Genomic DNA, 22,983 nt, shown 5'->3' with positions numbered 1-22,983 from the left:
CGAGTCTTAGGATTGGCACTCCTAAAACCAAGAAAAAGTTGGTTTGTCTTATAGACCCTCTTATTTTATCAAATTAGAATAAACTTTGTCAAAAGTTTTTAATAGAAATATGGATAACCAACTGTCTCTAAAGGAAAATCCTTCATAGACTAAACGAGACTTTGCATCTTTTTGCCGAAAGACCTTAGCATAAGTAGATGTCATACTAGTTGGCCCACACATAAATATTGTTGGTTGTCCTTCAAAAACAGACTGACTAAAATCAAGTCTTCCTTTGAGGCTACTATTATTTAAGTGAAGTTTAAAATTAGGATTGGCTTTAGCATAGGATTCTAACATATCTTGATAAATCAAATTGTCTTGATTTGAAAAGGTATAAAAGAAGTCAACTCTCTTAGTCAAAATACTATTTTCTCTAATAAATGAAATGAAGGGAGTGATGCCGATACCTCCTGCAATCCAAACCTGTTCTTTCTTGTCTTTATCAAATAACATATGACCATAAGCTCTATCTAAGGCTATTTTTGTCCCAACTTTTAGCTGTTTGTAAATGGATTTCGTATAATCTCCTGAAGCTTTAACAGTTAAAAATATCACTCTATCATGACCACCTGATATCGAGAAAGGATGAGCTGCTGATTCAAAGCCAGCTTGATAAATTTTAAAAAAAGTAAATTGTCCATAGTCATATCGATAAGGACGCTTCATTGCTATTTCAATCTCAGTTGTATCATGGTTAAGATGAGTAACCTTTTGAACGTACCCTACACGACGAAAACGCATTCTAGAATATAGGAAAATAATATAAAATCCAGATATAACCCCAATGACAGCATAACCTAATACGATTAAACTGAGTAAAGTATTTCCTAGTATCCTATCTCCTAAAATCATAAAAGTATGTACCAATCCCAAAATATAAGCTAAATAAACAAAGCGATGAATAAAACGCCAAATTTCATACTTTAAAAAATTTCCGAAATAAGCTACAAAAACAATACTTAGAAAAAGATATAATCCCGCACTGCCAATAGTCTTTGCAAACTCACTTCCATGTCCGCCTTGTCCAAGACCAATTTTGTGCAATAGAAGCAAAATCATTGAAAATACAGCCATTACCTTGTGGTAAAAATACATATTTTCAATACCTTGAAAGTAACTTTCAAGTATCCTAAATTTGGTTGATAAGAGGAATGTTAGCGATAAACTTGTCAAAGCTAATCCTGGTACAACAAATTCACTTAATCCTGCATTTTGCCATGCTACTAGTGTCACCACTATGCTAGATAAAATTAAAACAATACCTTTCCAAGCTCGCATAACGACCACCCCTTTATTTTTAGTAAGGATAAAATACCACAAGATACTTATACAAAACTTAAAAATTTCAGAAAATAACAAAAAGGCAACTCCAATGTTGCCTTTTTGTTATGATTTATAAATTGATTTGCAATGCTGTACTATATCTTTAACAGCGAGTCCATACTCCTCTAATAAATATTCCATCTGACCTACCTGACCAAATCGCTCATCAATACCCATACGACTAACAGTAGTGTCTTTCTCCATACTAAGCCATTCGCATAATGCACTTCCGATACCGCCAATACGGTTATGATTCTCAATAGTTACAATGGATTGATCTATCAGTAATGGTTTCAGTTCTTCTGGAAGGGGCTTAATTTTAAAAAGGTCGATAACTGAGGCCTCAATCCCTAGTTCTTTGAGGTAGTCGGCTGCTTCTATCGCTCTAGAAACCATAATACCACTTGCTACAAGAGTAATATCTTTTCCCTGGCGTAATTGTATAAAACCCTTTGAAAAATCTTCGCGTCCCTCATAAACTGCAGTGGGGGCCTTACGAATAGTTCTAATGTATTTTAGGCCATCAATACTTAATGTTTGTTTTAAAATTGCTTCAAACTGAATATCATCACTAACCTCAAAAATAGTCGCTTTGGGAATTAACCTTAGTAGACCTAACTCTTCAAAAGGCATATGAGTTCCGCCATTCATTTCTGCGCTAATTCCTGCATCTGAGCCAATAATCGTAGCTGATAATTGTGAGTAACCTAACGATAAGAATACTTGATCAAAGACACGCCTTGACGCGAAAGGACCAAAAGTATGAAGGTATGGCTTGTAACCTTTAATGGCGAGCCCTGCTGCAAGGCCTACCATCTCAGCCTCCATAATACCTAGATTAATATAACGTTTTCCAAATTCTGATGCCAGTGCATTTGTTGACATTGAACTCGACAAATCGGCTTCTAAAACGGTAATTTGTTTATTTTCTTGATTAGCTTGAAGGAGGAAATCACGATAGACAAGCCTCATTTCTTTGGTTGAACATCTCATTCTACCACCTCCAAACTTTCTCTCAAGCTTATCAACGCTCGCTCTAACATTGTTTTTTGTTGTAAATCTGGTCGTAAATGATGATTAGAAGCTAACTCCTCCAACTCTTTCACACCTTGTCCCTTGATGCTATCTAAAACAATACATTTTGGTCTGACACTATTTGAATCTTGAAAAGTTTTAATAGCTTTGTCAATTGCCTCAATGTCATCTCCTTTTACACGTACTGCATCAAATCCAAAAGCTTCAAATTTAGCAACAAAGTCTCCAGGATTACAAATATCAGCTGTCAAACCATCTAATTGTTTTTTATTATCATCTACAAAAACAATTAAATGGTGCAGTTGATGATGCGCAGCAAATTGTATAGCCTCCCAACATTGTCCTTCATTTAATTCACCATCACCTACAATAGTATAAGTATAATAGCTTGAATTCTCAATCTTTTGAGCATAAGCAATTCCCGTTGCAATACTAATGCCTTGACCTAACGAGCCTGTCGTTACATCTATACCAGGAGTTAAATTGCGGTCAGGATGCGAAGGTAGTTTGGTACCGTTTGTATTGAGCGAATGAAGGAATGTTTTATCAAAAAAACCTTTTAAATAGAGTGTACTATACAAGGCTGGACCAGCATGTCCTTTTGATAAGACCATATAATCCCGATCACTTTCTTTGAATTTTTCAGGATTTATATCCATAATATCACCATACAGAACAGCCAAAGCCTCAACAATTGATAAACTACCCCCATAGTGACCGAATCCTAAATGGTTTAGCGTTTCTAGAGTATTTAAACGAATCTCCGTTGCAAATCGTCTTAGAGATGAATATCTTTCTTCTGGTGATGTCATTATTAACCTTCCTTATGGGTTGATTTTCCAACAAATGAAATGCCAAAAAGTCCAATTAAGATAACTACAATACCAATAACAATAGCTATCGCACCGCCGACATGATTAAGAGCGCCAAGAATGATACCGGTCAAACCAAAATCAGCATCTGAGAATGTTGACCCTTTGAAACCAAGTCCACCTAGTACAGGCATCAAGAAAATCGGCAAGAAACTGATGAGGATACCTTGAACAAATGCACCAATAGTCGCTCCTCTCACACCACCAGAAGCATTACCGATAACACCTGCCGTTGCCCCACAGAAGAAATGAGGAACGACCCCTGGTAAAATGACAGTAGTGCCAGTCACAATCATGACTATCATACTAACCAATCCACCAACAAAACTTGAGATAAAACCAATCAATACTGCATTAGGTGCATAAGGGTAAACAATTGGACAATCCAAGGCTGGTTTTGAATTTGGAACCAATTTTTCTGAGATTCCCTTAAAGGCTGGTACAATTTCACCTAGGATAAGGCGTACACCTGCTAAAATAACGAATACACCTGCCGCAAATTGCCCAGCTAGTTGGAGGGCATAAACAAGACCATTGACACCGTTACTTATTTCTTTTGCAATATAAGCCTCACCAGCAAACACTGCAACGATAAGGTAAATAATTGCCATTGAGATAGTAATACTTACGGTACTGTCACGTAAAAATGATAAACTCTTTGGAAATTTAATATCTTCTGTTGATTTTGATTTATCTCCAACAATTCCACCAATAAATCCACTCAACCAATAGCCTAAAGAACCAAAGTGCCCAAGTGCCACCTTATCATTACCTGTCAGTTGAATCATGTATTTTTGCACAAATGCAGGAGATACGCTCATAATAATCCCTAACGCTAGACCTCCAAAAAGGATGAGCGAGAACGAAGTAAAGCCTGCTACGGCAAAAATAACAGCAATCATACAAGCCATATACAATGTATGATGTCCTGTCAGAAAAATATATTTAAATTTTGTAAAACGAGCAATTAAAATATTAAAAATCATTCCCGCTAACATAATCAAAGCAGTTGCTGAGCCATACTTCGTAAGAGCTACTGCTACAATGGCTTCATTATTAGGAACTACCCCCACCAAATGAAAAGCATGTTCAAACATTTTTCCAAATGGATTCAAGGAATTTTGGACTATCCCTGTACCTCCAGAAACCACTAAGAAGCCAACAAATGTTTTTATTCCACCTTTTACAATATCAGGAACGCCTTTTTTCTGCAGTACTGAACCGATAATGGCTATCAAGGCGACTAAAATAGCTGGCGTGCTGGCAATATTAACTAAAAAATCCAATAGACCTTTCATGGCATCAACCTCCTAGATTAAGCCTTTTTCTTGGCAAATACCTGTCACTAATTCTCTCAATTCATCCATATCAATGATACTGTTTAAAATACGAACATCCCCCAGGTGACCAGCTGAATCCTCCAAATCACGACCAACAATCCAAACATCTGCTGCACTTGGATCTGCTCCACCTAAATCATAATGTTCAACTTCAACATCAGAAACCCCCAAATCCTTCAAAATAGACTCAATATTCATTTGTACCATAAAACTTGAACCTAAACCTGATCCACATGCTGTTCCAATTCTTAACATCTTTAATCCTCCTGTTTTATAATCATTTCAATATCTTGATACCTACGTGAAGCTAACAAAGCTTTAACATTATTATTATCACGAAGTATTGTTGTCAAATGCGATAGAGCTTTCAAATGCGTTTCATTATCAATAGCTGCTATGCATAATAAGAGATAAATTTCCTGTTTGGGGTCATCCAATAAATAAATAGGCTGTTCCAAAACAAGCATTGACATACCGACAGAGTTTACCCCATCTTCTGGTCTGGCATGTGGAATAGCAATACCTTTACCAAGATTGATAAAAGGACCAAACTCTTCGACTTTTTCAATCATAGCTTCTGGGTAACTTTCCGTAATTTTTCCAGAAGCTAACAAGGGTTTTGCCGCTAAACGAATTGCCTCTTTCCAATTCATTTGTTCAGAACTTGTCTGATAAGTTTCCTCTGTTATAAGTTGGTGCAACAAGGGCCTCACATCCTTTCTAAGTATATCTTGTTTTACCATTGTCCTCAAAGCCAATTTTAATTCCTCTTCACAATGAACATGAGCGTATTTTTTTATAGTTGCTATTAATTGATCAAGTTGGAAATCGTCAAGGCAAGCCTTGGGAAAATCTGAAATAACCAGTTCTTTGAGCTGTTGTACTTGCTCTGCTGTCATCATCAGCGAAACTAGATAATTAGGTTTTTTTGTTTCTACAAATATAGTAGAAAAGACCATATCGTAAGTTTGATTGTCAATCAGTTTCAGCTGCTCAATTTTAGAGACACGATGAAAATGAATTTGAGGAAATAATCCACGCAATTTTTCCTTAATCACTAAGGATGAACTAACGCCGTTTGGACAGAGTATCAAAGCTTTATAAGACATTGATTGTGTACCACCTGATTGTCTAAGATAGCCTCCAAAGTGAATCACGAAGTAAGAAATTTCACTATCGGGTATTAATCCTACTTGCTCTTCCAAAGGACGTAGTGCCTTTTTAACCAATAGAAATAAATCACTGTAATGCTCTTTAATATTTTGTGTATAACCACTATCGCCAGTTAAACCATATTTCAATCGGAAATAAGCTGGAATAATATGACGCTTCAGACCTTGTAATAACTCTTCTTTATTGGAAAAATTAAGAAGTGAAACAGTTTCCATCTCATCAACGATTGCTTTTGCCAATGCTTCAAAGAAATCATCATCTTTAGTTCCCTCACCTTCAAAACAGCCAGATAAGATCAAGGTAATATAATCTTTTTCTTTCTGATCTAATGGTTTAGATAAGGAAATATCCTGACTTAAATTAGTCACAATAATAGTCGTTAACTCTTTTAATTGTTCAGAAACAATAGGAGAACCCTGCAAAACACGATCTACTGACCTTTGATAACGACACAGTATTAAAATGATAAAATATAAAGATTTCTCAAGCCTATCTTGTATTGGAGAAAGTTGAAAAGATTCATAGAAATATTCTACCGTCTTTTCTAACTTCTCATATGAGAGAGCGAATTTCCAAGAAGACAAGATATAATTCAAAGACCAAAAACCAATGGGAGATTCTAGTAGTTGAGTTATCATCTGAAAAGCAACTTGATGCTTATCCATCTCATCTCCTACTAGACTATATCCCTTTGCTCTTGTATAAGTGAGTGAGATACCTCTTTTTGCTAATTTAGAACGTAGCATCTTGATATCTGATAAAGTAGTATTCTTACTTACTTTCAAAAAATCTTGATAATGCACATTGGAGACAAACTCTCTTCGGCAAAAGCTATAAAGGTAAATCAGACATACCCTTTCTTCCTGGGTTAGGTAAAATTGCTCAGCTTCTAATAAGGAGACAATTTTATCATGCTCTTTTTCATCTCCTAATAACTGATAACGTCCAGCAGAGTGAGCAATAGCTGGTAGGTGATTTTTTGCTAAAAAACTATTGAGATAGTTAATTTGCTCTATGATAACTTTTATTGAAAACTTTGTTTGCACTGTTAACTCATACAAGGAAAGATTTTTCCGAGCTAAAAATACCAACATTATCACAACAGTCTTATTATCAACCATTTGTTTTCCTTTCTATTTTTATTTTATAGTAACCGTTTACATTTTTCTAGGTCATTTGAGCCCAATCTGGCACTACTATCAATTGAATGAATTTGGGCTATTGTTATAGAGTAAAGAAAAAAGAAAGAAATTGCAAAATCTAGAGCAAGATTCCTTTCCACAAGCAGCACTTTAAAAACCTTTACTTAATTGAATAAGTAAAGGTTTTTAAAATGTTATGACACTAAGATAGCTAAAGTTTGATAAGGTTGCAAAGTAACCGTTTCATCAAGAGTAACATCCTTATAATTTGATAGAAGAACTTGTCCTTGGAGATAATTCTCCGGTAATTTTATCTTAACTTTCTCAGCAAAGAAATTATTTAAAACAAGAAGTTTTTCCTTATCAAGATGGCGTTCAAAAGCATATACTTTTTCATTATCTTTGAAAGCTGCTTTATAATTCCCGTCAGCTATTATTGGCAGTTGTTTACGTAGCCTTATCAACTCTTGATAGAAAGTAAATATCAGCCCTGTTTTCTCCTTTGCGACATTGATTTCTTTATATGATTTTCCTACTTTCAACCATGGAGCGCCTTCAGAAAAACCTGCATTCGTACTATCATCCCATTGCATTGGTACTCGAGAATTGTCTCGAGATTTCGCTCGAATAATGCTAAATGCCTCTTCTTGTGACTTGCCTTCATCAAGCATTATTTGGTAGGCATTCAAACTCTCAATATCCACATAATCATCCATAGAACTGTAATCGGGATCAAGCATTCCGATTTCTTCACCCATATATATATAAGGAGTACCACGCGATAAGTGGATAGATGCTGCTAACATGGTTGCTCCTTCATTTCGAAAACGTTTCACGTCTACAAAACGATTTAATGCTCGCGGTTGGTCATGATTATTATAGAATAAAGCATTCCAACCATTTCCTTCGCTCATCCCTTCGCCCCAACTATGGAAAAGGTCACGTAATGCAGGAAAATCAAAAGCCATAATGGTCCACTTTTGCCCATCTTTATAATCTACTTTGAGGTGGTGAAAATTAAAAGCCATGGATAACTCTTCACGTTCTGGTGCAGTGTAAAGAATGCAATTTGCAATTGTCGTTGAAGACATTTCACCAACTGTCATGAAGGAATCATCTTGTCCAAAACTAGCATTATTCAACATCTTGAGATAATCATGTGTTATTGGACGATCAGTATAAGCTGGTTTTCCATCATTAATTGGGCAGTTCTCAAGTATCTCATCTTTCCCAATTAAATTAATCACATCAAATCGAAAACCTTTAACCCCTTTATCACGCCAAAAATTGACAACTTTAAAAAGTTCCTTGCGAACATCGGCATTGCGCCAATTAAGGTCAGCTTGAGTGATATCAAAAAGATGAAGATAATACTTCCCTGTATCACCAAATGGTGCCCAAGCATTTCCACCAAATTTAGATACCCAATCTGTTGGATTATCACGTAAGATAAAGAAATCTTGATAGTAGCGATCTCCTGCAAGTGCTTTTTTAAACCACTCATGTTCTATTGAACAATGATTAAGCACCATATCAAGCATAAAATCTATACGGTATTGACGTCCCACCTCAATCATTTCTTCAAAATCGTCCATCGTTCCAAAATCAGGGTTAATAGCTGTATAATCAGAGATATCATATCCATTATCTCGTTGTGGACTTGGATAAAATGGGTTGAGCCAAACCATATCAATACTAAGTTCTGCTAAATAGGGTAATTTTTCGATAATACCACGAAGATCACCAACCCCATTACCAGTTGTGTCTTTGTATGATTTTGGATAAATTTGATAGACAACTTTACGTTTATCAATCGTCATATTCTACTCCTTTCCCAAAATGCTGCTGTATTTAGCAGTCTAACTATAACATCAACTATCATCAAAAATATAACATTTTTACAGTGATATTTGTTCCTATGAGTTTTTTCTTATGTTCAAAATAATTCAAGGAGCTAATGTATTAAGCCCCTCAAACAATTCCTCAAATTACCTCTCATTTTATAAGAGTGCTCTTTTTTAAAAAGAATACCTAATTACTTTTAAATTTTCTTGGCAACCATTAATGCTTGTCCACGTTTTATCTGTTTGGGTAAATCTATCAATTCTTCTGGTCGGAATTCTTGTTGATTAGTAATCAGAATAGGAGTTTCCACAATGTATCCTTCTTCTTTTATCATTGGAATATCGAAAGTAATGAGTTTATCTCCTACTTTTACAGTGTCACCTTGAGCAACATGAGAGGTAAACCCTTTTCCTTCTAAATTAACAGTATCCATACCAATATGAATAAGAAACTCAACCCCCTCTGATGTTAACAATCCAATAGCATGTTTCGTAGGGAAAAGAACTGAAACTGTCGCATCGACCGGTGAAACTAGTTCTCCATCACTTGGATCGATAACCACTCCCTTCCCCATAATTCCTTGTGAAAAGACAGGATCACTAGCTTGATCCAGTGGTTTAGCTAAACCTGATAAAGGGCTTACTACACTAAGCTTTGTACCTGATACGACAGCTTTTTCTTTTGCTGATTTTGTTTCTGTTGTTGAAGCAATGACAGCATCAGGTACTAATTTTTCCTCTTCAGTTTTTGTCAAAATACCTGATTTTTTAAAGAATAGTGTCAAAAATAAAGGAATAAAGATAGCCACTGCCATACAGATAAAGAAATATCCCATATATTTAACGTTAATTGACAGGAAGCCTGGAAGACCGCCTACACCAATAGAGTTAGCTTGGACATTAAAAGTTGTCGCCAAAAGACCTGCCACACTTGAACCAATCATACCAGCAACAAATGGATAAATGTATTTAACGTTTACACCAAAAAGCGCCGGCTCTGTAACACCAAGGTAGGCTGAGATAGCAGCTGGAAGTGATATTTGAGCCTCTTTTTCATCATGACGATGCATAAAATAATAAGCTAGTACAGCTGAACCCTGAGCAATATTTGAAAGAGCAATCATCGGCCAAAGGCCAGTTGTATGTGTTTTTGTATCTGCTATGAGTTGAGTATCGATAGCATTTGTCATGTGGTGCAAACCAGTAATAACAAATGGGGCATACAGGGCACCAAAAATAGCACCAAAGAGCCATTTTACAGGACCAGTCAATCCAATAAGAACGATAGCAGAAATCCATTTACCTAGTGTCCAACCAATAGGTCCAAGGACAGTATGAGCCAAGATAATAGCTGGAACTAAGGATAGAAATGGCACAAAAATCATTGAAACAACTTCAGGAATATGTTTTCTCCAGAAGATTTCTAAGTAAGACAGGCTCAAACCAGCTAACAGAGCTGGAATAACTTGAGCTTGATAACCAATTTTTTGTACTGTAAAGTAACCAAAATTCCAAGACCAATTTTTAGCAATGTCTGCTGCTGAAGTACTAGCTACAGAATAAGCATTAAGTAATTGTGGCGACACTAGACAGATACCTAGAACAATACCGAGGATTTGAGTAGTCCCCATCTTACGAGTCACAGACCATACAATACCAACTGGTAAGAAATGAAATATAGCTTCACCTGGTAACCATAAAAAAGAGTCTACTCCGCTCCAAAACGTTGAAACATCTACTAGAGTATTCCAAATTGGATGCCCAGAAGAGTCTACTTGCCTGACACCATCAACAACTTTTTGACCTAAAAATTCAAATGGAACGGCATCTAAAATATTACGAAAACCAAGGATCAGACCACCAACAATAATGGCTGGAATAATCGGTGTAAATATTTCAGCCAGCATTGTCAACACACGCTGTAAAGGGTTTTGATTTTTTTGGGCAGCCGATTTTGCCGCCTCTTTAGACACACCCTCAATACCAGAAACGGCTACAAAAGCATTATAAAAAATAGGGACATCATTACCAATAATGACTTGAAATTGCCCAGCATTGGTAAAGGTACCCTTGACTGATGGTAACTCCTCAATTACCTTTACCTTAGCTTTACTACTGTCATTCAAAACAAATCGCATGCGTGTAGCACAATGTGTCACTGCACTAATATTTTCTTTACCCCCAATTGCCTCTAACAAGGCTTTGGCATCATGTTTAAATTGTTCCATCTGTTTATCCTTATCTATTTAACGGAGAGTCTGTGACTCCAAGGCAGAAACTTAAATAAGACTAGCTTACAACATAATTGTAAACGATTACATATCCCTATGCAAATCCTTAGCTTATCTTTTTAAAAAATCTATAAATTATAAAATAAATTAGTCAATAATACCCAAAACATTAGAATTTCTCACCAACGTTACCAAAATGTTAGAGTCATGAGTAGATCAGTCACCCTCAATACTCTCTTAATAAAAAACACCTACTAATTGATATAGTAGGTGAGTTTTTTAATCTCCATTGAAAGATACGATACGATTCTCTTCAATCATATAGCATTGGTTACAAAGTTTCTCTAACATAGCGAAATCATGACTAATAACGATGAGACCTAAATTTCTATCCTTTACAATCTCCAACAGGCTTTTCCATACACTAGCTTGTGTAATGCTATCCAACATAGTAGTCATTTCATCTGCAATAAGGTATTTAGTCTCTGGATGTAATGAACGCACAATCGAAAAGCGTTGTAATTCTCCTCCCGAGAGTTCACTAGGTCGACGATTTAGCCATTTTTCTTGAATTCCAAAAGCATCTAGTAAATCTCGACTTGGGTAATAGGCTTCTTCCAAACTTTTTTTCATAGGCCATAAAGGATTCATCGTTTTTTCAGGATGTTGTTGAATAAGTTGTACAGGTCTAAATGCTTTGCTAGGCAAATTACTGCCATCAACTAATACTTCACCAGATTTAGGATGTAAAAAACCTGCAAGCACCCTGGATAAACTAGTTTTTCCACAACCACTTTGTCCAAATATACCTAAAACTTGACCAGGTGCTACCTCTAAATTAATCTCCTTAAAAAGCCATTGATCTTTTTTATGATAAAAGCCAAGCTTTTTAGCCTCTAAGGTCATGAGTAACTCCTTTCAAAAATTCTTGCTGTGGGAGAGAGCGCCATAAACTTCTAGCAAATTCTGTTTGTAACTGCTCTCCATTTCCGCTAAAGAAACTAGCTGGAGCTGTTTCAATAGCTTTTCCCTCTTTAAAAATAGTAATACGATCAGCAATTTGACTAGCTGCTACAATATCATGAGTGATAAATATAACGCTTATTCCTTTATCTGCAAAGGAGCGTAGTTGGTCTAAAACCATTTGCAGAGCATCTGGATGTAATCCAGGGGTGGGCTCATCCGCAATAATCAAAGAAACCTTATCACTAATACACGTTGTAAACAAAACACGTCGGAGCATTCCGCCAGAAAGTTGGAAAGGATACAAGTCACCATCACTTTCTTTTAAACCAAACTGTTGAAACAATCCTTCTTGAGTAGCCTTTGAATTTTCTGAGATACCTAAGCGCACCTGATGTTTGACTTTCGTAGATGGATCTAAATAATTAACTGATTGTGGAATCAACGTAATATCTTTTCCTCGCAACTGTTTAATGCGTTTAGAATTTAGTGATTGACCACGATAAATCATATCTCCTGTTACAGATGCATTTTTAGGAAGAATATCCATAATAGCATGTGCTAATAAACTCTTCCCTGAACCACTAGCACCTATAATAGCTAATAACTCACCTTTTTTAATTTCTAAATTCAGCGCTTGTATCGGTGTTGATTGAAATGGTTTTAAAAATCTTCCGTATTGAGTGAAGGTGATGGAGAGGTCTTTAATGCTTAATAATGTTTCTGTCATATCTCTACCTCCTAAAAATGATCAGTTTGAGGGTAAAAGAGTTTCTTTAAAGATTCTCCGATAGTATCAAATGCATTGACAACCAAAATAAGATAAAGTCCTGGAAAGATAACCAACCACCAATTTCCAAGAGAGATATGCTTAGCTGCCTCTGACAGAATGATACCAACCGAAGGTTGTTCGGCAGAGAGCCCAAATCCTAAGAAAGTCATTGATGCTTCATGTAGGATGACATGTGGAAATAAGAGGATAAAACCAATGAAAATTTGAGAAGCAATCAAAGGCAGGATATGATGCCTCACAATATAATAAGGCGTTTTTCCCATACTTTTAGAAAGTTGGACAAATTCTTTATTCTTTAGATGATAGACTTCATTGCGGATAAGCCTTGCTAAAGAAGGCCAATGTGTAACAGCCGTTGCAATGATGACCCCTTGAGCACCTTTCCCAACAACAAAAGAAATGAGAATCATAAAAATCAAATGAGGCATACCAATAAACAAATCAACTAACCATGCTATTATTTTATCAATAATGCTATTTCCTAAACCTGCAAGCACTCCAAAAACTGTCGCCAGAATGACCCCCATAAGGGCACCTAATAAGCCGACTTGTAGAGAGAAATAAAGTCCTTTAATCGTTCTGACAAACATATCCCTACCTAAACCATCTGTCCCAAAAAGATGGTTTAATGAAGGAGCAAGGTTCCGTAAAGCTGCATTGGTTTGCAAGGGAGTACTATGGAAATAAAGATTTAAGGCTAGAATACTAAGAATGAGAGAAATGGCGATACCCAGTTGCCATAAAACAATAGTTCGACGTCTCAATATCATACTTTTCTCCTTAACTGTGGATTGATTATGCTGTTTAAAATATCCGCAATAAGATTGCCCGCAAAAACAAATAATGTCCCTATCATCACAATAGCTAGAAGTAGCGGTGTATCACTTTTAAGTCCTGCTTCAGTTAGGGTAGACCCTAGTCCTGGATATGAGAAAACTTGCTCAGCAAGAACGGATCCTCCAAACAATTCTCCAAAATAGGAAAAATGCAGTGTAATAGCTGGTACGATAGCATTTCTAAGACAATGATTTTTAAAAATTTGCCATTCCGTTTCCCCACGCGCTCTGGCAAATAAGACATATTCACTAGAAAGTACCGACATCATTTTAGTTCTAGTATGAAGAGTTACATTGGCAATGCCTAGAATACTTAGCGTGAAAACAGGTAAAATAAGGTGCTTAATACGATCAGCTAACGTAATATCTTGACTCAAAGTACCTATCGGGGAAGAAATACCAATCGGGAACCACCCCAGCTGGACAGAAAAGATTAATAAAAAAATGAGCCCAATCCAAAAAGTTGGTACTGATATCTGAAGGTAAGAAAACCACCTTACAATTCGATCAAGCAATTTCCCTTGATGGAAAGCTGATAAAGTTCCTAAGATAAATCCAATAAGACCCGATAAGACCCAGGAGAGTCCCATAAGTATGAAAGAGGCACCTGCCCGTGATCTAATAATATCAATAACAGGTTGCCGATAAACTAGTGAAGTCCCTAAATGTCCCTGTATAAAATTTTTTAACCAAATAAAATACTGGACCGGAGCTGGCTTATCCAAACCATAGTGGTGAGCAATCGCTTTGTACTGAACAGGGGTTAGTGACGTGTCATAATTGACACTTGCCATGACTGGATCAACCGGTGATTGTTTTAGTAAAATAAAGGTCAAAATTGATACTCCAAAAACGAGTGACAAACACCTAAGTATCTTCCAGATAACTACAGTGGTAATATGTTTCACAGATAAATCTCCTTAATTGTTAAAAAAGGAGTCGAGGAAACCATTCACACCATAAGGTGTACATTGTTTTCTCTGACTCCAAACTTAAAGTAGCCTACATTAACTAAATTAGTTACTTAGCAGATTCATCCCAAGTCCATTCAGCAATGTTAGTCAATAATGACCAATCATGACCATGACTATGGACACCTTGTTTACCTACATTGATACGTTTATCACCAATATAAGTATGGTTAAGACTCACCAACCATACATTTGGTAAATCTCCAAGAGTGGAAGCACCTGTTTTGCCATCCCACTGAGCTAACTTCCAATATTTGTTAGCTTTATCAAGGTCAGGAGATGTCATTGCTTTGTCAAGGTACTTAGTCACAGTAGGATTGTTATAAAAAGTAATATTGGTCCAACCTTTACCAGCTAAACTTGGGTAATGTGATTCATAAAATTGCTGCGCATGATGACGTCCTCCCGCATAAAGTAAGGCTGAATCATGTGACTTAGTTGCCATTTCATCCCAGTTACTAGCCTTGAGTTTAATAGTAATACCTAAGGCTTTAGCTTGCTCCGCTACTTCAACGGCTAAGTTTGCTCGTAATTGATCATTAGTAGGGTAGTAAAGGTCAAATTCCGCTTTAAGATTTCCTTTTTTACGGCTACCGTCTGCTTGTTCTTTCCATCCAGCTTTTGTCAAAAGTTGCTTAGCTTTAGCTACTTTATTATCTTTAATTGCTGTTTTTGGATTCCAGAATGGTGTTCTATCAATAATTGAATAAGCTGGTTTACCATAACCATTTAAAACAGTATCCAGAACTTTTTGTCTATTTAAACCAATAGTCAAGGCTTTTCTGATTGCTGGATCACTAGTGACATCATTTCCTACTGGATAACCGTCTGGTGAATTTTTCACAACACCTTTCTTCACATAAGGCAATGACAGTCCGCGAACGTCGTTTGAAGCAATATCTAGAAGACGTGTTCCTTTGACTTTCTTGCTAGCAAGCTCTGGCGTTGCGTAAATCATGTCAACATCACCAGATTCTAAAGCAGCTAGTGCTGTATTTTCATCAAGTAATACCCAAGTCCACTTTTTAAAATAAGGCTTTTTACCGTGCCAATAGGGATTTCGAACGAAGATTGCTTGTTCTCCAGCCTTATATTCTTTCACCATGTAAGGTCCTGAACCGATAGGATTGCTCTTATACTTATCATTGTAATGTTTTTTAGGGACGATTGGGATTTCTGTCAACTGTGCTGTAAATGTCGAATGCGCCTCAGTCAAATGAATATTTACCTGGTTTTTCCCAACTACTTCAACATTCTTAATAAAGGTCAAATCCCAAGCTTTTCCATCTGCTTTCAACATATCATAAGTAAACTTAACATCGTCAGCAGTAACAGGCTCACCATTGGAGAATTTAAAATCATCATTTAAGTCGAACGACCACGTTAAGCCATCCTTAGAGATTTTATATTTTTTAGCAAGCTCTCCTTTTATATCTAGTTCAGGAGAACGTTTCAATAGGGTGCTATGAGTAATATTACCTTCATTATGGATTCCATAACGGTCCTTTGGATCGAATTCATGAGGAAGCTTTGCCCCCATAGAAACAACCAATTCATCTTTGGGTCGTTGTTTTCGCGTTCGCTCCTTGGTTTGTGAATTTTGATTTTGACAAGCTACTAAAAAGATACTCGCCAGAAACAAAGCAACAAAAGAGATGTACTTCAAATATTTAGTCACTATTAAACCTCCTTTTTTAATTGATAAATAATATTTTTGACAACTTTTTTCATTATAACAAGAAAAAAGTAGGAGAACAATTACTTAACTGGTTAATTAGAAAATTTGTTATTTTATCATTAATAACTTAAAGTTAGGTAAAACACAATTCTAGACACTAGCTCATAAACCATGTTAATCCAATGTATTTTAATAGACATCATAAAAAGGCTGAATAAATTCAGCCTTAACCACGCTATTAGTTATAGCAAACCAATCAAATGACTAAAGATAGGAATAACCAAATCAACTACCAAACCGATAACCACCACAGCTATAGCTGCCATCGCACCTTGCAGTTCTCCCAATTCCAATGCAAAGGCTGCTCCGACTGTATGACCAGAGGTCCCTAGACCTAATCCTGCACCAATCTTACTATCATTCAAATGGAAAAATGACACTAATTTTTTACCTAATGCATAAATAATAACTGCATTTAAGATACACGCCATTGCTGTCACAGCTGTGTTCCCTCCAATTGCTGCTGTTATTGGAAGAGCAATTGCTGTTGTTGCTGCTTGTGGCAACATTGAAGCAATTCCGACTTGACTAAGCCCAACCATTTTAGAAATAGCGACGATAAGTATAAGGGAAACAATCATACCGATTACTAAACTGCTGAGAATTTCTACCCAATATTTTTTAACAACGTCATTTTTCTTATAGAGAGGAACTGCAAAAGCAATTGTCGCTGGATTTAAAAACCAAAATATTAAATCACCACCTGGTTTATAAGCTTGTGTATAAAATGTCTTAACATCGGTTCCTAAACCTTTTGACATAAGCCAAAGAATGACAATACCACTAACCATTGCAAAGAAAAGAGGCTGCAAAAGGAAGAAACCTTTACTCTTCTTAAATAAATGTTCTCCTATCGTATAGAGTATTAAAGAAAAGCAAATACCAAAGATGGGTGTTTTTAAGAGTTCCATATTATTTTTCCTCTACTTTCTTACTATAGTGGTTAGGTAATATCTTTTTAAATAAATCTGTGACACTGAGTTCTCTGATAGCAAGTATTAATCGTGCAACATATGCTACCACTACCAACATAACAACAGTTGAGATTGTAATAACAGCAACTAGTTGCAAGCCTTCAGCTTTTAGGATATCAAGATTCGCTGCTACTGATATTCCTGAGGGGACAAACATAAAACCAATCATGCTTATCATCAAAGCCCCAAAAGAGTCAACCCACTCTACCTTGATAATTTTAGCAGTTAGCAATACATACATTAGCACCAAACCAATAACCGTCGTTGGGATTGGTAGTGATTTCGGTAATAACATTGAAATCATTTGTGAAACTAATAGAATAGCTGCATATATTGACATTTGAATAAACATTGGAGCTTCTTTTGTTTTGGTTTCTTTACTGGTGTGTTTCATAGTCACTACCCCTTCCTTTTATTACAATGTTTTAACTTGTTTTATTGATAGCTATATTGTACTTCAAAACAAATAAAACGTTTTCATTTTTAGTCTCAGTTACCAAAAAAAGAAGCCGAATTGCAAATTCAAGCTTCTAAACAACAAAGGGAAGTTCGCAAAAGCACTTTTACATGGTTAAATGCTCATTTAGGTCTTTTAAATACGATCGACCTACTGGAAATTTCTCTCCATTAGACATAATTAGTAACAAAGTATGATTAAACCAAGGTTGAATTTCCTCAATCATCTCTAGATTAATCACTGTGTTTCGATGAATCTGGAGAAAATATGGTGCTACAGCGCGTGACTTAAACCAATTGAGTGTCTTCCGAATAGTGTAAGTTTTCTGAACTGTACTAACAGTTAATTCGCCATCTTCAACACTAGCTGCAACAATATCTTGCATTTTAACAACAACACTGCGATCTGATAATGTCAAGGTTAACAATTCAACACTGGCTTTTTTAGGTATTGCTTGCTCTACATCTGAAGCAGTGGTGAGTTGGCTCAATTTCTTCACTTTTGATAGAGCCATATCAACGCGCTGTTGTTCAAACGGTTTCATGATATAATCAACAGCGTTACTTTCAAAAGCTTTCACAGCGTAGTTATCATAAGCTGTCGCAAAAACAACAAGTGGGGGATGTGCAAGTTGGCTCAACTGATTAGCCAAAGTAAAGCCATTTTCTTCACTAAGCGAAATATCTAAAAAAATTAAATCAATTTGCTGTCTAAATAAGATTTTTTCGGCTTCACTGATATCCTCAGCCTGAAAAATCTCAGGGTTGTCAACCTCCTGGCTATGTTCAACTAAAAACGATAATTCTTGTCTGGCAAACATTTCATCATCAAGAATTAAAATTTTCATGCTCATCCTCCCTTATTCTATTAGGTATTCGATACCAAACTTTTGTACCATTCTTGTCGCTCGAAAAATGAAGGCAACTTACACTACCATATAATAAATTCAGCCTGTTATTTAGATTAACTAGAGCAGTACCTGTACCCTTACTCTCTGCAACTGTTTCTTGACCTAATTTATCAATGATAGTATCTGAGATTCCTTGTCCATTGTCACTAACAGAAACACAATAATAATGACCATCTGGCTTTATTTGAACCAATATATGGTTGTCCGTCTTACGTTCTTTGAAAGCATGTCGAACTGCATTCTCTACCAGTACCTGTAAACCAAAAGGTGGTAACTTCATTTTTTCTGGTGCACTAATATCATAAGATAACTGATATTTATCAGGGAAACGTAATTTTTCAACATTCATATAAGCATCCACATGTGATTTTTCTTGCTCAAGCGTTACCTCACGATCCTGACCACCCTGCAAACTTGTTCTAAAAAAAGTACTTAACTGCATCAGTGCATAACGTGCTTTATCAGAATCAATACGGATTAATGCACTAATTGTGTTAATGGCATTAAAGAAGAAATGAGGGTTGATTTGTGCTTGTAAAGCCTTTATCTCTGCCATACTGGCTAACTTATTTTGTTCCTCTGTTATCCCCATTGCCAGTTGTCCTGAAAATATTTGCGCTAAACCAAGGACTAGGTTTTCCTCCACCTCAGACATTGTCTTATCTCCTGCAAAGTACATTTTTAAGGCACCCACAGTTTTATCATTTATTTTTAGAGGAACTACAATAGCAGAATTTAACTGACAGTTGTGATCTGGACAAGAAATCGCCGCTTTATCTTGCGCAATTCTTGGTTCGCCATCAAAAATAACACTTTTAGATAAGTCTGTTTTGACCGGTTGTCCTGCAATATGGTGATCATGGCCAACACCAATATGAGCTAATACGTTTGACCGATCTGTTAATCCCACAGCATCAAAGTTAGTATGCCTCTTTATAATTTCGCAAACGCTCCTAGCAGATTGCGGTGTCAAACCTTGTCTAAGGTAGGGCAGAGTCTGTCGAGTCAATTCAAGAACATCTCTCGTTTGAACTGCGCGTAACTGACTTTCATTTGACAAATAAGTTTTCAAAATCGCAAGGAAAAGTGTGGAACCTAAACTATTTAAAATCATCATTGGAATGACAATCATTTTGACAAGTTCCCATCCTGTAAAAATGCCAACAAATAGCATCTGGATACTTTCGGCAATAATACTAATTAAAATAACTTGGCTTGTTGAAGGGTAGAGATGGTTTTCCTTAAGCTTATCACCAATCTTTCCGCTAACAATGCCGACTAGAACTGAACTGACAATATAGAAAGAACCTGAAAAGCTTCCTTGAAAAAAGCGATGAACTCCTCCAATAAAACCAACAATTGATCCAACCAGAGGTCCACCAACCAAACTTGCCGTTGTAATAACTAAAGTCCTTGTATTAGCAAGTGAGTCAGAATGAGAAATCGTTGTTAGAAAAGGGCGCTCGACCAAACTTCGATCCCCTTTTATTTCAATTCCTGTTATATTAGATATAATAACAAACAAGCCGAAAATGATGACAAGGACTACCGTTTCACGTTTAGACCGCTCTTCAATTAACTGTCTAAAATAACTATTATTTACCAATAAAAAGGCTAAAATCATAATAATTCCTAGCCTTTGGAATAACAACACCATCAACATATGCTTATCCTCCTCAAGATACCATTTTACTCCGGAAGATAAATATAGATATCTTGATAATCTGAAATAACCTTGTCTGCCATTGATAAATCTTGCGGTGGATAATCAGGATTAGCAAAGCCAAAGCAATACATTCCTGCTGCCTTAGCAGCTAAACTCCCATTTCTTGTATCTTCTATAACTATACAAACTTTAGGGTCTACATCTAAAAGCTCTGCAGCTCTAAGAAAAACATCTGGTGCTGGTTTAGAAGACGATACATCTTCTCCTGTAACCATGTATTCAAAGCATTCTGTCACACCCAACTCTTTTAGATTACGCTTAATATCTACCATTGGAGATGAGGACGCAACTGCTAAGCGATAGCCATGTTGGTGTAACCAATGAATCAGTCGCTGAGCTCCTTTGATGGGCCTAACACCATCACGCGCCACAATCGCTTGTCGACGTCTGTTCATCTCAGCAATATACTCTTTTACTGTTTTCGGTAAGCCAAACTCCTCTTTCATAGCTTGCCACATGAATTCAAAAGTAGTCCCCATGTACTGGTATTGATACGAGACGTCCGTATCAATACCCTCCTCACGTAACATTTCTGTCTTATTATCTAAAAACGTGTACTCGGAATCAACAATAACGCCGTCCATATCAAAAATAATGACTTTTTCCATCTTAAACCTGCTTTCTATCCCCTTTATTGTAATCGTTTGCCTTTCTATTTTCAATAAAAAAAGGTTGCTTTCTGTGAAAAGCAACCAGTATATTTAGAAATGATATTTTGAGAGTGATTTTATTTAAAAGGGGAGCTCCTCTTCTTCCAATACTAAATCTGACAAATCACCAGAAACGTTATTTTCACGCATAGCACGTTGGGCACGGCTTTCTAGCAACTGAAATGATGATGCTAATACTTCAGTGATATAGTGCGTTTGACCATCCTTTTCGTACTTGCGCGTACGCAATTCACCATCTATTGAAATTAAAGAGCCCTTTGTCCCATAGCTCGCAAGGGTTTCCGCTAGACGACCCCACATAACCACATTAATAAAATCTGCTTCACGCTCACCATTACTTCCTTTAAAGCGTCTATTAACAGCAACAGTTGCACGCGTCACTGACTTGTCAGTTGGTGTTTTTACCATCTCAGGCTTTGCTGTTAGACGCCCAATCATAATAACTTTATTATACATTGATTACCTCCTCACTATTATTATTCGAAAATAAGGAAGAAAAATGCTAAAATATATGAAATTGTTCTGGGAGAATTAAGATGACAAATGTAACTAGTTATAAAGAAATGCTGGCTAAACCTTGGGGAAAAATACAATATGAAATAACTTTTGCTCAATTAAGCCATATCAAAAATCAGAACGTTTTAGATTTTGGAGCTGGTTTTTGTCTCACCGAACAACATCTAGCAAAAGAAAACAATGTAACTGCTATTGAACCCAATCCTAAACTGCTTTACGATAATCAAAGTGACAATATTTATAAAATCCTAGGTTCCTACGAAGCATTAAGAGATTTGCCTGATCAAAGCTTTGATACTATTATTTGTCATAATGTTCTTGAATATATAGACAAACATAATCATCCTGCTTATTTTGACGAATTTTCTCGACTTCTAAAACCCAATGGAGAACTATCTCTCATCAAACATAATATAACCGGTAAAATATTACAATCAGTTATTTTTAGCAATGATACCTCCACTGCGATGGAACTCTTAACAGGAGAAGCAAACTTTAAAAGTGCCAGTTTTGACCAGGGAAATATTTATACCTTAGAAGAACTAAAACAAAATACAAATTTATTAGTTGAACGTTATCAGGGTATTCGTACCTTCTATTCATTACAACCAAACCATTTTAAAACTGAAACTGGTTGGCTAAACAAAATGCTTGCTATCGAGCTAAGTGTTGCTGACAAAGCTCCTTATAAAGATATTGCTTTTTTGCAACACATCACACTTAAAAAGTCATTGTAACTTCTTAAGTTTACAACTAAAAATCAACTTAGCTGAAGCTAAGTTGATTTTTACTAATTTTTCCAATGTTTATTGGCGTCGAAAGACTCTCCAACAATTACCTGATCAGATAATTCAATGATACCTCTGACTTGAGGAGCATTTGGAAGAGCTAACTCGCGAGCACTACATAACATTCCAAAGCTATCTTCTCCACGAAGTTTTCCTGGGAAAATAAGGCTACCATTTGGCATCATAGCTCCTGGAAGAGCTGCAACTGTTTTAAGACCTACTGAAGCATTAGGTGCCCCACAAACGATTTGGACCGTCTTCCCATCGTTGATTTCTGCTTGACAGATATGTAAATGGTCACTATCTGGATGATCAATCATTTCTTTAATTTGCGCCACAACAAATGTAGGTTCAATATTATTAACAAGAGAGTCTTCGAATCCTTCTTTCAGTAGTTCTGCATTAAGGATTTTAATATCTTGATCAGATAAAGTTATTTGACCTGCTCCCTCAATAACAATTAAACTTGACACTTCAAAGATATTCCAAGCAACTGTTTCTTTACTATCTTGCAGATAGACGCGTGCTACTTGTCCGCGACGATCAACATCTAGCTTAGCTCCTTGACTATCCTTAACAATAACCATTAAGGTATCACCAACATGCTCTCTATTATAAGTAAAAATCATTTATTCTCC

General features: G+C 36.2%; 21 protein-coding genes. 1 reads left to right on the top strand and 20 read right to left on the bottom strand.

Annotated elements, in window-relative coordinates:
* Positions 1 to 60: 60 nt before the first annotated feature.
* From EGX96_RS06255 to EGX96_RS06160, 19 genes are all read right to left on the bottom strand, one after another.
* Complete coding sequence (locus EGX96_RS06255) at positions 61 to 1,320, bottom strand: ferredoxin reductase family protein (RefSeq protein ID WP_001203068.1); 1,260 nt, start codon at positions 1,318 to 1,320, stop codon at positions 61 to 63.
* A gap of 108 nt (positions 1,321 to 1,428) precedes the next feature.
* Positions 1,429 to 2,358, bottom strand: coding sequence for a transketolase family protein (locus EGX96_RS06250; protein WP_001203821.1), 930 nt, complete (start codon positions 2,356 to 2,358; stop codon positions 1,429 to 1,431).
* Positions 2,355 to 3,212 carry a transketolase gene (locus EGX96_RS06245; RefSeq protein ID WP_000203489.1) on the bottom strand — a complete coding sequence of 286 codons (858 nt, stop codon included), beginning with the start codon at positions 3,210 to 3,212 and terminating at the stop codon, positions 2,355 to 2,357. Before EGX96_RS06245 ends, EGX96_RS06250 begins: the two co-directional genes overlap by 4 nt.
* A gap of 2 nt (positions 3,213 to 3,214) precedes the next feature.
* Positions 3,215 to 4,570 (bottom strand): PTS ascorbate transporter subunit IIC, encoded by a 1,356-nt coding sequence (locus EGX96_RS06240; protein ID WP_000677361.1) that lies wholly within the window; start codon positions 4,568 to 4,570, stop codon positions 3,215 to 3,217.
* Between the two features lie 12 nt (positions 4,571 to 4,582).
* Positions 4,583 to 4,867, bottom strand: a complete 285-nt coding sequence (locus EGX96_RS06235; protein WP_000944235.1) for a PTS sugar transporter subunit IIB — start codon at positions 4,865 to 4,867, stop codon at positions 4,583 to 4,585.
* Positions 4,868 to 4,869: 2 nt separating this feature from the next.
* The gene (locus EGX96_RS06230; RefSeq protein ID WP_000228183.1) at positions 4,870 to 6,906 is read right to left on the bottom strand and encodes a BglG family transcription antiterminator; all 2,037 of its coding nucleotides are present in this window, start codon (positions 6,904 to 6,906) and stop codon (positions 4,870 to 4,872) included.
* 215 nt (positions 6,907 to 7,121) lie between these two features.
* Complete coding sequence (gene treC / locus EGX96_RS06225; RefSeq protein ID WP_123957826.1) at positions 7,122 to 8,747, bottom strand: alpha,alpha-phosphotrehalase; 1,626 nt, start codon at positions 8,745 to 8,747, stop codon at positions 7,122 to 7,124.
* 221 nt (positions 8,748 to 8,968) lie between these two features.
* Entirely contained in the window at positions 8,969 to 10,999 is a 2,031-nt protein-coding gene (gene treP, locus EGX96_RS06220) for a PTS system trehalose-specific EIIBC component (RefSeq protein ID WP_000434616.1), read from the bottom strand.
* Positions 11,000 to 11,281: 282 nt separating this feature from the next.
* Positions 11,282 to 11,908: an ABC transporter ATP-binding protein gene (locus EGX96_RS06215; protein ID WP_000171309.1), complete on the bottom strand. Its 627-nt coding sequence runs from the start codon at positions 11,906 to 11,908 to the stop codon at positions 11,282 to 11,284.
* Positions 11,892 to 12,695, bottom strand: coding sequence for an ATP-binding cassette domain-containing protein (locus EGX96_RS06210; RefSeq protein WP_000140984.1), 804 nt, complete (start codon positions 12,693 to 12,695; stop codon positions 11,892 to 11,894). Before EGX96_RS06210 ends, EGX96_RS06215 begins: the two co-directional genes overlap by 17 nt.
* Before the next feature lie 11 nt (positions 12,696 to 12,706).
* Positions 12,707 to 13,528, bottom strand: a complete 822-nt coding sequence (locus EGX96_RS06205) for an ABC transporter permease (protein ID WP_000603397.1) — start codon at positions 13,526 to 13,528, stop codon at positions 12,707 to 12,709.
* Complete coding sequence (locus EGX96_RS06200; RefSeq protein ID WP_000680645.1) at positions 13,525 to 14,502, bottom strand: ABC transporter permease; 978 nt, start codon at positions 14,500 to 14,502, stop codon at positions 13,525 to 13,527. The genes EGX96_RS06205 and EGX96_RS06200 overlap by 4 nt, the downstream gene beginning before the upstream one ends.
* 112 nt (positions 14,503 to 14,614) lie before the next feature.
* Positions 14,615 to 16,243 (bottom strand): ABC transporter substrate-binding protein, encoded by a 1,629-nt coding sequence (locus EGX96_RS06195; protein WP_000170504.1) that lies wholly within the window; start codon positions 16,241 to 16,243, stop codon positions 14,615 to 14,617.
* A 242-nt stretch (positions 16,244 to 16,485) separates the two neighbouring features.
* Positions 16,486 to 17,214 (bottom strand): antiholin-like protein LrgB, encoded by a 729-nt coding sequence (gene lrgB / locus EGX96_RS06185; RefSeq protein ID WP_000421724.1) that lies wholly within the window; start codon positions 17,212 to 17,214, stop codon positions 16,486 to 16,488.
* A 1-nt stretch (position 17,215) separates the two neighbouring features.
* On the bottom strand, positions 17,216 to 17,671 hold the full coding sequence (locus EGX96_RS06180) for a CidA/LrgA family protein (RefSeq protein WP_000683316.1): 456 nt from the start codon (positions 17,669 to 17,671) through the stop codon (positions 17,216 to 17,218).
* 169 nt (positions 17,672 to 17,840) lie between these two features.
* Positions 17,841 to 18,581 (bottom strand): LytR/AlgR family response regulator transcription factor, encoded by a 741-nt coding sequence (locus EGX96_RS06175; protein ID WP_000697630.1) that lies wholly within the window; start codon positions 18,579 to 18,581, stop codon positions 17,841 to 17,843.
* Positions 18,562 to 20,307: a LytS/YhcK type 5TM receptor domain-containing protein gene (locus tag EGX96_RS06170; protein WP_000930334.1), complete on the bottom strand. Its 1,746-nt coding sequence runs from the start codon at positions 20,305 to 20,307 to the stop codon at positions 18,562 to 18,564. Before EGX96_RS06170 ends, EGX96_RS06175 begins: the two co-directional genes overlap by 20 nt.
* 26 nt (positions 20,308 to 20,333) lie before the next feature.
* A complete protein-coding gene (locus EGX96_RS06165; RefSeq protein WP_000416612.1) occupies positions 20,334 to 20,978 on the bottom strand; it encodes an HAD family hydrolase in 645 nt (214 codons plus the stop codon).
* A 123-nt stretch (positions 20,979 to 21,101) separates the two neighbouring features.
* Positions 21,102 to 21,497: a single-stranded DNA-binding protein gene (locus EGX96_RS06160; protein WP_000282447.1), complete on the bottom strand. Its 396-nt coding sequence runs from the start codon at positions 21,495 to 21,497 to the stop codon at positions 21,102 to 21,104.
* 80 nt (positions 21,498 to 21,577) lie between these two features.
* Between EGX96_RS06160 and EGX96_RS06155 the strand changes: the two genes are divergently transcribed.
* Positions 21,578 to 22,294 carry a class I SAM-dependent methyltransferase gene (locus EGX96_RS06155; protein ID WP_000186185.1) on the top strand — a complete coding sequence of 239 codons (717 nt, stop codon included), beginning with the start codon at positions 21,578 to 21,580 and terminating at the stop codon, positions 22,292 to 22,294.
* A gap of 53 nt (positions 22,295 to 22,347) precedes the next feature.
* Here EGX96_RS06155 and ytpR read toward each other — a convergent pair whose 3' ends face one another.
* Entirely contained in the window at positions 22,348 to 22,974 is a 627-nt protein-coding gene (gene ytpR / locus EGX96_RS06150; protein WP_000578328.1) for a YtpR family tRNA-binding protein, read from the bottom strand.
* Between the last annotated feature and the right edge of the window lie 9 nt (positions 22,975 to 22,983).

This window comes from Streptococcus sp. FDAARGOS_520 (assembly GCF_003812685.1).
Lineage (GTDB): Bacteria > Bacillota > Bacilli > Lactobacillales > Streptococcaceae > Streptococcus > Streptococcus agalactiae.
Note: the sequence above shows the minus strand (reverse complement) of the source record. Positions and strands in the feature narration are given on the sequence as shown.

What these genes read in the sequence shown, in the direction of transcription:
- lrgB (WP_000421724.1), bottom strand. Translation starts at nt 17,214, where the DNA reads ATGGAACTCTTAAAAACACCCATCTTTGGTATTTGCTTTTCTTTAATA.
- treP (WP_000434616.1), bottom strand. Translation starts at nt 10,999, where the DNA reads ATGGAACAATTTAAACATGATGCCAAAGCCTTGTTAGAGGCAATTGGG.
- EGX96_RS06175 (WP_000697630.1), bottom strand. Translation starts at nt 18,581, where the DNA reads ATGAAAATTTTAATTCTTGATGATGAAATGTTTGCCAGACAAGAATTA.
- EGX96_RS06180 (WP_000683316.1), bottom strand. Translation starts at nt 17,671, where the DNA reads ATGAAACACACCAGTAAAGAAACCAAAACAAAAGAAGCTCCAATGTTT.
- EGX96_RS06230 (WP_000228183.1), bottom strand. Translation starts at nt 6,906, where the DNA reads ATGGTTGATAATAAGACTGTTGTGATAATGTTGGTATTTTTAGCTCGG.
- EGX96_RS06160 (WP_000282447.1), bottom strand. Translation starts at nt 21,497, where the DNA reads ATGTATAATAAAGTTATTATGATTGGGCGTCTAACAGCAAAGCCTGAG.
- EGX96_RS06170 (WP_000930334.1), bottom strand. Translation starts at nt 20,307, where the DNA reads ATGTTGATGGTGTTGTTATTCCAAAGGCTAGGAATTATTATGATTTTA.
- treC (WP_123957826.1), bottom strand. Translation starts at nt 8,747, where the DNA reads ATGACGATTGATAAACGTAAAGTTGTCTATCAAATTTATCCAAAATCA.
- EGX96_RS06205 (WP_000603397.1), bottom strand. Translation starts at nt 13,528, where the DNA reads ATGATATTGAGACGTCGAACTATTGTTTTATGGCAACTGGGTATCGCC.
- EGX96_RS06235 (WP_000944235.1), bottom strand. Translation starts at nt 4,867, where the DNA reads ATGTTAAGAATTGGAACAGCATGTGGATCAGGTTTAGGTTCAAGTTTT.
- ytpR (WP_000578328.1), bottom strand. Translation starts at nt 22,974, where the DNA reads ATGATTTTTACTTATAATAGAGAGCATGTTGGTGATACCTTAATGGTT.
- EGX96_RS06255 (WP_001203068.1), bottom strand. Translation starts at nt 1,320, where the DNA reads ATGCGAGCTTGGAAAGGTATTGTTTTAATTTTATCTAGCATAGTGGTG.
- EGX96_RS06240 (WP_000677361.1), bottom strand. Translation starts at nt 4,570, where the DNA reads ATGAAAGGTCTATTGGATTTTTTAGTTAATATTGCCAGCACGCCAGCT.
- EGX96_RS06210 (WP_000140984.1), bottom strand. Translation starts at nt 12,695, where the DNA reads ATGACAGAAACATTATTAAGCATTAAAGACCTCTCCATCACCTTCACT.
- EGX96_RS06250 (WP_001203821.1), bottom strand. Translation starts at nt 2,358, where the DNA reads ATGAGATGTTCAACCAAAGAAATGAGGCTTGTCTATCGTGATTTCCTC.
- EGX96_RS06215 (WP_000171309.1), bottom strand. Translation starts at nt 11,908, where the DNA reads ATGACCTTAGAGGCTAAAAAGCTTGGCTTTTATCATAAAAAAGATCAA.
- EGX96_RS06155 (WP_000186185.1), top strand. Translation starts at nt 21,578, where the DNA reads ATGACAAATGTAACTAGTTATAAAGAAATGCTGGCTAAACCTTGGGGA.
- EGX96_RS06165 (WP_000416612.1), bottom strand. Translation starts at nt 20,978, where the DNA reads ATGGAAAAAGTCATTATTTTTGATATGGACGGCGTTATTGTTGATTCC.
- EGX96_RS06245 (WP_000203489.1), bottom strand. Translation starts at nt 3,212, where the DNA reads ATGACATCACCAGAAGAAAGATATTCATCTCTAAGACGATTTGCAACG.